The organism is Allobaculum sp. Allo2 (genome assembly GCF_022701175.1).
GTDB lineage: Bacteria > Bacillota_I > Bacilli_A > Erysipelotrichales > Erysipelotrichaceae > Allobaculum > Allobaculum fili.
This window is the reverse complement of the sequence record NZ_CP078088.1, coordinates 2,506,999-2,518,671: the sequence shown is the minus strand read 5'-3', so window position 1 is coordinate 2,518,671 and position 11,673 is coordinate 2,506,999. Positions and strand designations below refer to the sequence as shown.

Sequence of the window (11,673 nt, the reverse complement as noted above, 5' to 3'; positions counted from 1 at the left end):
AGGACTGGCTCCTCACTCTTCAGGAGTCAGCCCTTTTCTTCGTTCTCTCACTTCTGCTCCGGTTTTCGGTTGATCCGTCGCTTGCCGACAAAGTAGAACTCAAGGCTTCGGTTCTTGTAGACCATCACCTTGTCGACCATGGCTCTGACCAGATCGCCATCAAAGTCATCCACGTGTTCGAGCTTCTGTAGGAGATCCAGATAGTTCCTCATCCGGTCACCTTCGTATTCCATATCTCGGATCTTTGCTGCCAGTTTTGCGTGGTCTTTTTCCAGCTTCTCATATTCTTCCAGAAGCTCTGTATAGGCTTCATTGAAGTTGCTCGGGTTCGCTTCAATCAGCTTCTCAGCTTTCTCTGCGATTTTCTCCATCCGCTCCTGAATGCGGTCGGCTTTGGCTTGAAGCTTTTCAGTGTTGTACGTCTCGTGGAACTTATCAGTCCATTCATCAAGAATGCTCTGTTTGTCTTCAAGCAGTTCATTGAGCGCGTTCACAAATTCCTGTTCCAGTACAGCTTCTGGAACTCGGTGGGAAGGACAGCGTTGATCGCTGTCGTATTTGTTCTTCCAGCAGATCCATCCAGGCACCTTCTTCTTCGTGTATCGGGTCGCGACGCTTCGGGTGTACCAGGACTTACAAGTCGCGCACTGAACTCGGTGGCTGAAGGGAAATGGAGTGTGGCAGCCTAACCGTTCTTTGCCATATCTGTATTTGCGGTCGGCGATCATTTTCTGAACCCTGTCGAAGTCTTCCGCGCTGATGATTCCCTGATGGGAGTTGGTTACGTAGTAGGAAGGGATGGCGCCCTTATTTTTGACCTGTTTCTTGGTGATGAAGTCTGGTGTGTAGACTTTCTGGAGAACCAGATCGCCTTTGTATTTTTCGTTCATCAGCATCTGTTTAATGACGTTGCGGTCCCATTTATCCCTGCCAAACTTGGTCTTGATCCCGTGGCTTTCCAGATGGTTCTTGATGTCTGTGTAGGTACTTCCGTTCAGAAACATTCGGAAGATCAGCCGGACAATCTCCGCTTCTTCTTCAACGATCTTAACGCCACCATCCTCGGCTCGGGTATAACCCATCAGATTGCCGTAAGGGATCTTGTAGGTCCCTTCTTCATATTTCTTCCGGACACCCCATTTCACGTTTTCAGAAATGCTGCGGCTTTCTTCTTGAGCAAGGGAGGACATGATGGTCAGAAGTAGCTCGCCTTTTCCATCAAAGGTCCAGATGTTCTCTTTTTCGAAATAGACCTCCACGTTATGCTCTTTGAGTTCACGAATGGTCGTCAAGGAGTCAACCGTGTTTCTGGCAAACCGACTGACTGACTTGGTGATAATCAAGTCAATCTTGTGGTCGAGCGCATCCTGGATCATTTGCTTGAATCCTTCACGGTGGGCGGTACTGGTTCCGCTGATGCCTTCATCGGTATAGACGTTTACAAAGTTCCAATCCGCTCGTTCACGGATCATGTTCTCGTAATAGGAAACCTGGGTTTCGTAGCTGCTCTGCTGTTCATCACGATCGGTTGATACCCTGGCATAGGCAGCAACGTTTTTCTGGCGATGATTGGCTGAACTCTAGCCATTGTTCTGGTTACTGGGATTTTTCGTACTTGCATGTCTTTCTCCTTCCATCTATAAAGTGGAACTCCATGGTTCCGTCTGGTTCGACTTCGATCACTTCGACCTGCTCTCGGAAGAAGTCTGTATCGAATTTCTTGATTCCAAGTGTTCTTGCAGCGATTTTTTCGAGGATAAATTCATCGAGATTGATTGAATGGCACTCTACCAGGTGGTTTCTTCTGGAGTAGCATTGCCAATAAATGGTGATCTGATCTTTATATCTTTGAGTGATGCGCTGGAAATTTCGTCCACAGTCTTTGCATTTGAGCTTGCCTGTAAAGGCATTGACTTTCTTACGATTTCTTCCTGGCTGTCGGTTTTGTTCTGTTCGCTGCTGGGCTTTCTGCCAGGTTTCTTCGTCCACCAGCGGTTCGTGATGGTCTTCGACCAGGTACTGCGGCAGCTCTCCCTGGTTCTTATGCCGATCATGAAGAATCGGGTCACCTACGTATTCTTTGCAAAGCAGCAGTACTCCAATATAGGTTGGGTTAGCAAGCATGGCTTTGATCATTGCAGCCTGGAATTTATTGCCTTTCCGAGTCTTCACTCCGGTCCGATTCATCCATTCAAGAATGTCTCGAACTCGCATGCCGTTGGCATAGTCCTGAAACATCTTTGTGACGATCCAGCCTTCGGTCTCATTCACGATCAGATCATCACCTTTCCAGTCGTAACCAAAGACTGGATTTCGTCCGTTTGGAATGCCTTGTTCAAAGCGCTTCTTGATTGCCCAGCGGATGTTATCGGAGATGTTGCGGCTTTCCTCCTGGGCAAAAGAAGCCATGATGGATAGCATGAGTTCTCCATCATGGCTGAATGTGGAGAGATTCTCTTTCTCAAAGAACACCTCCACGTTATGTTCTTTAAGCTGACGGACAGTTGCTAGAAGGTCGACGGTATTTCTGGCGAATCGCTGGATGGATTTGGCCAGAATCAGGTCAATCTTTCCCTGCAGAGCCAAAGCAATCATCCGGTTAAACTGAGGTCGCTTCTTGGTGGTGGTACCGCTGATGCCGTAATCGGCAAACACACCTGCGTTCTGCCAGAGCGGATTGTTATTAATTTTGTTGGTGAAGTGGACGATCTGGTTTGTGATGGAGGACTCCATCAACTCGGACTCTACAGAAACTCGGCAATAGGCTGCGACCCGTTTCAGTTTTTTGATCATGTGGATCTCCTTTCGTCGGACTATATATCACTCTGAAAGGGGCGATTATCCAGTAAATTCGACGTAGGGATTACTTCAAATTTACGGCTTTGTCGCGACCGAATTTGCCCATATGGAAGCAATGAGAATTGCAATACTGCTTCTGATAGCTCTTGTAATTCTCGATCGGGCTGCCGCAGGTCTTGCAATAAGTGATAACCGGGTTTCGTTTATGGACGAGATGCTGGTGCTTGTTCCACCAGTCTTCCCGACATTTCTGGCAACAGAAGATCTTTCTTTTCGGAGCTTCCTCGGGAAGAAGGGCTCCACAGTGTTTGCAGCGTTTCCGCTGCTTGGCTTTCTTTCCGGCAAGACCTGCCTGTCTGCACACGTTTTGAACGGCAGATTTTGTCAGACCAAGCTGGCTGGCGATGAAGTCGTAGCTCTTGTTTGCTTTGCGCATTTCGATGATGGTTTTCTTGTTTTCCTTGCTGACCATGTTGTTCTCCTAATCTTTGCAATAGAAGGGAGTTCTGTACCCTTCGGCATTGAGTACCAGACCGTTATCCCATGGCGGAAGCTCACACATCTTCTGGCAGATCGTTTCAACCGATATGCTGGGATCAGCTTCTACGATGATTTCATCGTGGACATGGGCGACGATTTTGTATTTCTGGCAATTGCTCATGGCGTTCATGAGAAGATCTCGTGAGATCGCCTGCGTGATGTTTTCGACAAATTTCGGACCGTAGCTTTCCAGCCGTTCCCATTTCTTGTTCAAACCCAAGCCCATGTAGGTCACCGATTCAGTTCCATATTTATTGGTCTCGATTCTTGGCTTGGGGTAAGCCAAAGATCTTCCTGACGGAAGCTGGATGAAGAGAATGCCTGATGTGTATGAGAAAACCAGGTTCTTGAGAAAGACCGGCTGCTTCGTTCTGAGTGCTTTCTTGATGGCTGCATCAACTGCCCACCAGTACTTGACGATTTTCGGATTAGCTTGACGCCAGGAATCAACCAGTGGCTTAAGTTCTTCTTCCTTCATTCCAAAGTCCAAAGCGCCCATGGCTTTCATCGCTCCTACTGAGCCACCGTATCCACAGTTGTGAACGAGTTTGTTCGATACGGTAAAACGGTGATGTGGTCCGGCATTTCGTATGTCATAAAGTCGAGTCTTGCTGAGATCAGTTTCCATCCCTTGCATTTTCGTTTTACAGAGTCCTCGGCTTGTTTGATGATTTGTTCTCGGGTATATCCTTGGCCGAGTCTTCTGACTACCACATTTCGGGAATAAGGCCAGTACTCTTGCTTGAACTCGCTTAAGACGGTGTTGCGCTTGTTTGCTTGATTTTGCTCGTGAGAAGCAAATCGAATGTTTCCCGGCTCGTAATTTCCATTTGTATCGATTCGATCTATTTCCAGATGTCGTGAAAGCTGCGGATATAAAGACATGAGATACTGTCCGGCTTCGATCACAGATGCAAAACGAAATTTGATCCCTCGAGCACCATAATTTCTGTATTCTGGGTCTCTTTCGTTCTCGCATCGGCTTTTGGCTGCGGTTAATCGCTTTTCTAGCCAAATTGGGATCTTCCGTTTTTGCGAACAAGCCTGGCATCCTTTTGACTTTCCTCTTTGTAATTGATTGAGATCTTGCCATTGGATACTTTCGCATCCGTTGCACTTTGTTAGGACATAACAGTGATTCCACTTCTGGCTCCAGCGCTTTTGTGGAGAGATGATTGTCACCCAACCTAATCGGGTGCCTACCATTTCCGGTTTGTATGAGATGTGTGCCGCTGGAGGCAGCTTTTCCAAATTGTATTGGCTTCTGCGACCCCTTGATCCAGACGACATGATCTTTTGTTGCTCGTAGTCCTTCATATTTGATCACCTCACCGATACCTTTCTCAATCACGCCTTCATGCGTGACCCAGTTTTCTCCGTCCCACAGACGATGGTCTAAACGGACGTCTTCAATCGGGACCAGTCCTTTATCTGTCAAGACAAGCTCACCTTTGGCAATACACGCCAATTCCGCTTGCTTGCCCTTCTGTCTCAAGTCTCCGTTCACACCGTGTTTGACCACGGGAACCTTGAACATTCGGCTAGCCGTTTCGCAATAGATATCGCCGTTTTCTTTGAAGACCGTCTGTCGCCATTCTTCTTCCGCCAACCATGAGAGAACTCGTGCTTCGATCGCAGAGAAGTCTGCGACGATGAAGTCTTTTCCATCCGGAGCGATGAGTGCGGTTCTGATGAGCTGAGAAAGCGTGTCGGGAATATCGTCATAAAGCATTTCCAAGGCTTGTATATTCATATTGGCAACAAGACTTCTTGCTTCTTTCAGATCTGGCATTTTGTTCCTGGGGAGATTCTGGAGCTGAACGATACGGCCAGAATAGCGGCCAGTGCGAATCGCTCCATAGAATTGGAACATTCCGCGAATTCTTCCGTCAGAACAGGCAGAATTGAGCATGGCTTCATACTTCTTGACCGAGGCCATGGCCAGCTGGTTTCGCAGTTCGAGAACGGTTCGTACTTTATCCGAGGCTTTCTCCATCAAAGCCTTCATGCCTTTCTGGTTGAGGGTATCTGTTGGCAGATTCTGCTGCAAAAGCCACTCCTTCATCTGCGATGGTGAGTTTGGGTTTTCCAATCCGGTCATCTTTTGAAGACGTTTGAGCAGCGATTCTTTGGCAGATTCGCTGATTTCCAGAGCATGGGTAGCCAGGTTGATGTCGACCAGAACACCACAATCGTTAATCCGCTGGTCTAACTGGTACTCCGTCCATATAGACGCTCTGACCGGAAACTTTATCAACCGCTGTTCGATCTCGATTTCCGCTTCTACATCCCGCTTGTTGTACTCCTTGAAAAGCTGCCATTTCTCTGGATCTTCCTGCTCGATGGGACCGCTGCAGAACATCTTGATGAGCGCTCTGCCTTCCTTGAGCTTTGGCCGTTCAAGGTTCAGCACCTGTGAAAGCTGGTCCAACGATAGCGGAAGCCCAAGCGTGGCTGCATGGACCATGGAGCATTGCCAGTCTTCCGGATCAAGAAACTCGTAATCATCGAGCATTCCAAGATTTCGGAAATACCTGGACAGACAGATTCTTTCGAAGGCAGCGTTATGTGCCACTTTGATCACGTCCGGATCGAGAATGGCTTCGATTAGAAAATCAGGCAGTGCTTCAAAGTGCTTCATGTCGATCACATCCACAGGATCGCCATCAAAGGAAAAGGCAAAGAGGAGGATTTGGAAATCCTCGCTCTCTGCATAGCGGTAAACACCAGCTTTAGAAAGATCAGTAGATGAAGACGTCTCAAGATCGATGAAAAGCCTACGAGAGGAAGTCATCATCAGTATCCTCACTGACAAAGTCATCGTTTGCGGTTGTTCTACCTCCCAGACGCGGACCGTCCTTGATCTTCTGAATGTTGCCAAGACCACAGGCAACACCTTTATTGCCATTGGAGCTGAACGCGTAGAAGTTCAGAGAAACACGGGCATAGCATCCGGAGTAGACTTCGCTCTGGTCGAGGATTGGCTGTACGCGACGATCTACGATCTGCGGTGCTTCCTTACTGGACGCGTTCAGGAAGTAGTGGCCTTTATAGACCTCGTCATCTCGTTCGATATCACCATCACGCAGCGGGAGTTTGATGGCCTGCTTGTTGGGTTTCTTACCGCCGAATTTGGCCAGACCGTTATCGATAGCGGCATCGACTGCTTTCTCGATGGCGGACAGGGTTTCCAGATCATTTTTAGGAATCAGAATCTGAGTGGAGTACTTTTCTTCTCCACCATTGATAGACACAGGCTTCCATCCGTTGAAGTAGGACAGGCGGGTTTCTTTTCCCGTTACGACTTTGGTATTTGCTTTCATGCTATTTCTCCTTTGTAAATTCGATTTCTTTTCGTTTGTCTGAGACAGGAACCAGAGTTGGCTTTCCGACTGGTTTTGTGACCAGGTTTCCAAGAATCTCCTGGAAGACAGGTTTGGTCATGACTTTCTCCATATCTGTGATGGTTCTCAGGCTTTTCTTGTAGATGTCAGTGAATCCGGCTGCCTGACAAGCAGCGATGACTTTGGCTTCACTCACGTACTTGCGATTGGAGCGGCCAGCGACAAGCTTGAATCCGCTCCACTTCTTGCCCTTCAGAGCTTTCTGTTGAGCGTAGTCTTTGATCTCTTCTGCCCATTTGATCAGGTCGTCCAGTTTGGGAAGAACCTGCTCGATTTCTTCATCAGAAAGGCTTGTTGGATCTTTGAATTCATCCTTGGCCAATTCCAGCGCTGCCTCTGCGCGTTTTCTGCATTTGGCTGCAGCTTTGCAAAACTGACACCAGGAACCATTGCAAAGTTCGCCTTTGCCGTTAAAGGCAAGTTCTGCTTTAGGCTTGAGAACCTCATGAGCCCAGATTTTCAGCTCATCCGGTGTGATGGTCCAGGAGCTGATGTTTTCTTTGCGCGGCTGGAAAATTGTCATTTCGATGGTATCGATATCGAAGATGCCATCGAACAGTTCCAGAGCACCAAGTGCATACAGCATCATCTGGGTGTTGTTTTCTGCATTGACCAACACACCCAATCCGTACTTGAAGTCGATCACATGCAGTTTGTTATCACTGGCAATAATGCAGTCAGCCGTTCCAAAGCCTTCTGGGACGTAAGCGGACAGGTCGAGTTTCTGTTCGATCATGATGACCGGTTTGATCTCATCCTTGATGGTTTCCAGAATCCAGGAAACGTACTCGTCGGAATGGCGCTCCATCGCTTCATCCTGGAAGTCGGATTCTGGTCGATCAGACTTCATACCAAGAGCAGCCTTCAGCTCGTGCTCACACAGAGCATGAGCTGCGGTTCCTTCTTTGGCTGCAAGACCTGAAGTATCCGGATAGGTTTCTTCGAGCCTTGCCGATGGCGTACAATGAAGCCATCGATGAGATGAGGATGGAGAAAGAATGCAATGACTCATTTCAGCTCCTCCACATCTTTGACAAGAGCCCGGTAGTGAACAGGATCGATCTTCGACAGCCTGTTTGCGCCGTACTTTTCTAGCAGTTGCTGGATCTGTGCAGTAAAACCGGCTCTGGATTTTTCAGCGAGAATTGCGCGGACTTCTTCGAGTGAGAGTTTTGGCTGCTCGGGTGGAGTAGAAGATACTGGAGCAGGTTCCGATGCTTGAAGAGAATTGGCAATTCGGTTTAGAACGTTGAGAAGTTCTTTTGGAATTCATCCATGGTGATTACCTCCTTCACTGGGTAGCCGTGAGGAAGGTAGGTTTGTGACATGAAAAATAAAAAAACCCTCTATTCCTATAGAGGAGATAGAAGCCTTGGTAGTTTATTGATAATTTGGAGAAAACAAATATGTATATGATTCAATATACGCATCAGTCTCTTCCAGATGAAGAGTATTGTTTGCTTTTAGGCATCTCGATTAGCGTGTTTAATTCGAATAATGGATTTATGATAGAAAACATCCTCCGACTTGACCCAACAAAAGACTGGCATTCTTTGATAGATAAGGAATCAGGAAAAATTAAACAAGAGATGAGTTGCTTTTTAAATTCAGAAGTCGAAGAGGAAATTACCAATCTTTTTAGTGATATCGTAGAAAAACGAAATAGGATAATTCATTCTTTTCGCATCACTAACCAATATGGAGAGCAGTCCCTAGCCACAAAAGCAAGAATAGAGATGGTGGAGTGCAATTCGAAATCACAAAGAAGTATTTACAAGATTTTATTAAGGAGAATGATGTTCTTTCCTCTAAACTTCATGAACTACGAGGATTTTAATTTAGTTCAGGATTTCATTCACTTTGTTCTGAACCGCTACTGCATCATAACCTGCATTTTTGAGTCGATTTGCTTTGTCGTGGCCATTGCCCCATTTACCGGCAATGACCTCTCGGGCAACCGCATCCACGCTCTTCTTTACGGCTCCCAGCTTCTGGTTAACCAGTGCCTGGATAGTGTTGGGATCATACCCGGCTGCTCTTAGGCGGTTGACCCGATCCTGTCCGTTCCCCTACTTGCCATTAATGACTTCTTGGGCGATTACGGCGTTGGACTTCTTCGGGGGTGAACAATAGTTATTTTCTATTTCAACTGAGATTATTATTTTAAATATAGAAACTATATTTTAAAAGATACAATTAAAGGTGATATCCGCCCCAATGTCATTAAGTTAAGGAGGGATAAAAATCGTATACCCTGTTCATGAGCGTTGTCATTTCTTATATTTTGCGTCTCAGGCATGACGAAAAGGATGATTTTCTACCTGTTGAAAAAATCATCCTGATGACTTTTCGGTTTTCAAATCTGTCACTTCTTCTTTCTGGTATCAGCTCTTCCTTCTCTGATCGGAGATATCCTGGCCAGAAGAAGATCTTCCAGTGTACTCAAGCTGATTCTGGCTTTTTGAACAGCCACTGTTGAATCGTTTTGATGATGAATCCGAAATCTGCCTTCTGCTTGTGCTTTTTGGCCTGAGCGATGCGCTTCTGGTGCTGACGAGATCTTTCTACCTTGTTGCGCAAACGGGAACAAAGATTGTAGAGAGTCATTTTGGCATAGATCTCTGCCTGGACCAGATCAAGCTTCCTTGAATGAGTCCATTCAAGATCGGTGTTTCGTTTCAGTCCCCTGAAGCCGACTTCAACCTGCCAGCGCAGACGGTAGATCTGCTTGATGTCCTCGGTCCCAAACTCAGCTTCCGACAGATTGGTGCAGACGGTAATGAATGATTCATTCCCTTCGCAGGCAGCTTTGAACCTCACAACCCTGATATTTAAAGGGAGTTCAGTCGTTTGACCGTCAAATTCAGGCTGCTTCCTGTACGAAGAGATGTACTTATAGACATCCCAATGGTCTTTGACATGCCTGTTGTTTTTACTGGTCAGAATCACATTGAAAGGAATGTCATACTCTTCTGACTCGGGAGTCTTATAGTACTTGAGAATGCTTGTAGATGATGTCTCGTCTTTGATACGTATGACAAAAGGGACATGTTCCTTCTGCAGGCGATAGAAAGACATAAGAGCTTCGTATCCCCGATCAGCGATGAAGATGGCTTTCTGAAATGAAGAACGCTGAGCGAGTTCAAGAAGAGCTGAATCTTCATTCTTCTCAGAGCCGGGTTGAAGCAGCGCGTCAGTAAAGACGGAGTTGAGGGCGTCGAATTCGGCATTCAAATGAACAAAGTGCCTCTTCTTGCCTTTTTAGAAGCGCCATAGGTGATGTCATTGTCCTGTTCAGGAAGAACTTGAATCTCGCTTCCATCTACAGCGAGGAGGCGATAACCCTTGAAGGTTTTAACATCAGAGCTGGAAGTTGCCTTGTTAAACCGATTGAAGACGTTTTTATAAAGTGAAGAGTTGATTTTGGAACGGGCCTGAGACACAGCAGAGGCTGAAACAGATGATCCGCCCTTAAACAGGATCCAGGGAAAGGAAGCAGCGAGGGATTCCTCTGTCAGCTGAAACGGAAGAAGGACAAGCTCATGCAGGTCAATCTGCCGCTTACGGGTGAAGGCGGACTGAGAAGTAAAATTGGCAGGGTTCGCCGTTTCTGAGCTGATGATATTGAGGAAGGTGTTTCTGAAGAAAGAACATTCTTTGGCGATAGCAGTCATAGGGAAAACTCCTTTAAGTTCTCCCCATCGGCTGCGAAGCAGCTGCGCGGCGGCAGAAATTTGTCAATAGATTTTTAGAAAAAGTGAAAAACTCGAATCATTCGAGATTTGACTTGAAGAGTAGAAAAAGACCACATCACTGCTTAACGCTGATGTGGTCTGAGAAATCTTAACTTAATGACATTGATATCCGCCCAAAAAAATCAAAAATTGTATTCCGTAATTTAGATAAAATTGATACAATTCAGATAAGAAATCCTACACGGAGGATAATCACTATGAGGTATAGGAAGTATCTGAGGTCAGCCCTCTAGCCATAACAAAGCATAATAGACAGTCGTTGGCTATGAGGGAATCAGCTTTTCTGACTGTTCATTTTTCAGATGTAGTAGCCCTAATTAGAGGCGATTATAAGATAGCTTAGCGTTCGGTATTCAAACAGTTTTTCTGTGCCTAGGCTATCACCATCTGAATCAATCAAAATAAAGGAGAATAATATGCAGAAATGGCTAAAGGCGTTAATAGCGATGATCTGCGCTATTTGTGTAGGTTTTAATTTTATGTCTATAAGCGCGAACGAGATCGACACAAATAAGACAAGCGGAACAGATACGCCTCAAGTTGAAGTATATGACGGATTTGGGAATCTCGTTTACGAATGCGATACACTCGACGAAGCCGAAGCTTTTATAAACGGCGAAACTGCACACTCGATCGACAACAATGGTATTCAAGGAGCAAGATCAGTTGGTGAATTTTTGAAGTTATGTAAATTTGGGGGTAAAAACTCTCAGCAGCTGGCGCTATAATAACAACGATAGCCGTTATTTATAAAACAGTACAATACGCCCAAGGCGAGGCAGATTTTATTGATATCATTGATCAAATTGTTCCTGCTTCAACCATTATTGAATTATTTAACTCTGGAAGATCAGGATACCTATACGGAACAAGTGCTCCTAACCCATATCCACCTCATTCATACCAAGGCGCAACATGGATTAGAAGCAACACATATTACGTCATTGAATAGTAACAAGATTGGTAAAAAGATGGAATTTTTAACTCAGACGGCTTTTATGTTTGCTATTCTTGGCTATATATACAGTATTAAAGATCGGAAGAATAAGATGATCAGGGTGTCATTTGTACTTTCTCTGATTTGTCTTTCTACTTACATAGTGGCTTATCTTTATCTGTTTTTATAGGAAAGTTGAATTGGATCAAAGCAATCGCTCTATTATCTGTGATATGTT

General features: G+C 45.8%; 10 protein-coding genes and 1 pseudogene. 1 reads left to right on the top strand and 10 read right to left on the bottom strand.

Annotated features, from left to right (window positions below):
• Positions 1 to 47: 47 nt before the first annotated feature.
• The 10 genes and pseudogenes from KWG61_RS14435 to KWG61_RS14390 all read right to left on the bottom strand — a co-directional run bounded on the left by KWG61_RS14435 (position 48) and on the right by KWG61_RS14390 (position 10,417).
• Positions 48 to 728 carry a zinc ribbon domain-containing protein gene (locus tag KWG61_RS14435; protein ID WP_242745724.1) on the bottom strand — a complete coding sequence of 227 codons (681 nt, stop codon included), beginning with the start codon at positions 726 to 728 and terminating at the stop codon, positions 48 to 50.
• Positions 726 to 1,541, bottom strand: a pseudogene (locus KWG61_RS14430) (recombinase family protein); the annotation flags it as partial. The gene KWG61_RS14435 and the pseudogene KWG61_RS14430, both read right to left, overlap by 3 nt.
• A gap of 55 nt (positions 1,542 to 1,596) precedes the next feature.
• Entirely contained in the window at positions 1,597 to 2,793 is a 1,197-nt protein-coding gene (locus KWG61_RS14425; protein WP_230268248.1) for a recombinase family protein, read from the bottom strand.
• Positions 2,794 to 2,863: 70 nt separating this feature from the next.
• Complete coding sequence (locus tag KWG61_RS14420; protein ID WP_230268249.1) at positions 2,864 to 3,271, bottom strand: hypothetical protein; 408 nt, start codon at positions 3,269 to 3,271, stop codon at positions 2,864 to 2,866.
• Between the two features lie 9 nt (positions 3,272 to 3,280).
• Complete coding sequence (locus KWG61_RS14415; RefSeq protein WP_230268250.1) at positions 3,281 to 6,136, bottom strand: DNA polymerase; 2,856 nt, start codon at positions 6,134 to 6,136, stop codon at positions 3,281 to 3,283.
• Positions 6,117 to 6,662, bottom strand: a complete 546-nt coding sequence (locus KWG61_RS14410; protein WP_230268251.1) for a DUF2815 family protein — start codon at positions 6,660 to 6,662, stop codon at positions 6,117 to 6,119. The genes KWG61_RS14415 and KWG61_RS14410 overlap by 20 nt, the downstream gene beginning before the upstream one ends.
• Before the next feature lies 1 nt (position 6,663).
• Positions 6,664 to 7,755: a DUF2800 domain-containing protein gene (locus tag KWG61_RS14405; protein WP_230268252.1), complete on the bottom strand. Its 1,092-nt coding sequence runs from the start codon at positions 7,753 to 7,755 to the stop codon at positions 6,664 to 6,666.
• Between the two features lie 826 nt (positions 7,756 to 8,581).
• The gene (locus tag KWG61_RS14400; protein ID WP_268259545.1) at positions 8,582 to 8,731 is read right to left on the bottom strand and encodes a hypothetical protein; all 150 of its coding nucleotides are present in this window, start codon (positions 8,729 to 8,731) and stop codon (positions 8,582 to 8,584) included.
• Between the two features lie 454 nt (positions 8,732 to 9,185).
• Positions 9,186 to 9,977: a transposase gene (locus KWG61_RS14395; RefSeq protein WP_242743451.1), complete on the bottom strand. Its 792-nt coding sequence runs from the start codon at positions 9,975 to 9,977 to the stop codon at positions 9,186 to 9,188.
• The gene (locus KWG61_RS14390) at positions 9,974 to 10,417 is read right to left on the bottom strand and encodes a hypothetical protein (protein ID WP_242743450.1); all 444 of its coding nucleotides are present in this window, start codon (positions 10,415 to 10,417) and stop codon (positions 9,974 to 9,976) included. Before KWG61_RS14390 ends, KWG61_RS14395 begins: the two co-directional genes overlap by 4 nt.
• 497 nt (positions 10,418 to 10,914) lie before the next feature.
• Here KWG61_RS14390 and KWG61_RS14385 point away from each other — a divergent pair, with 497 nt between their 5' ends.
• Positions 10,915 to 11,226, top strand: a complete 312-nt coding sequence (locus KWG61_RS14385; RefSeq protein WP_242744407.1) for a hypothetical protein — start codon at positions 10,915 to 10,917, stop codon at positions 11,224 to 11,226.
• The last annotated feature ends 447 nt before the right edge of the window (positions 11,227 to 11,673 follow it).

Coding starts and splice junctions, on each gene's coding strand:
- KWG61_RS14420 (WP_230268249.1), bottom strand. CDS start 3,271: ATGGTCAGCAAGGAAAACAAGAAAACCATCATCGAAATGCGCAAAGCA.
- KWG61_RS14425 (WP_230268248.1), bottom strand. CDS start 2,793: ATGATCAAAAAACTGAAACGGGTCGCAGCCTATTGCCGAGTTTCTGTA.
- KWG61_RS14405 (WP_230268252.1), bottom strand. CDS start 7,755: ATGAGTCATTGCATTCTTTCTCCATCCTCATCTCATCGATGGCTTCAT.
- KWG61_RS14435 (WP_242745724.1), bottom strand. CDS start 728: ATGATCGCCGACCGCAAATACAGATATGGCAAAGAACGGTTAGGCTGC.
- KWG61_RS14410 (WP_230268251.1), bottom strand. CDS start 6,662: ATGAAAGCAAATACCAAAGTCGTAACGGGAAAAGAAACCCGCCTGTCC.
- KWG61_RS14390 (WP_242743450.1), bottom strand. CDS start 10,417: ATGACTGCTATCGCCAAAGAATGTTCTTTCTTCAGAAACACCTTCCTC.
- KWG61_RS14415 (WP_230268250.1), bottom strand. CDS start 6,136: ATGATGACTTCCTCTCGTAGGCTTTTCATCGATCTTGAGACGTCTTCA.
- KWG61_RS14385 (WP_242744407.1), top strand. CDS start 10,915: ATGCAGAAATGGCTAAAGGCGTTAATAGCGATGATCTGCGCTATTTGT.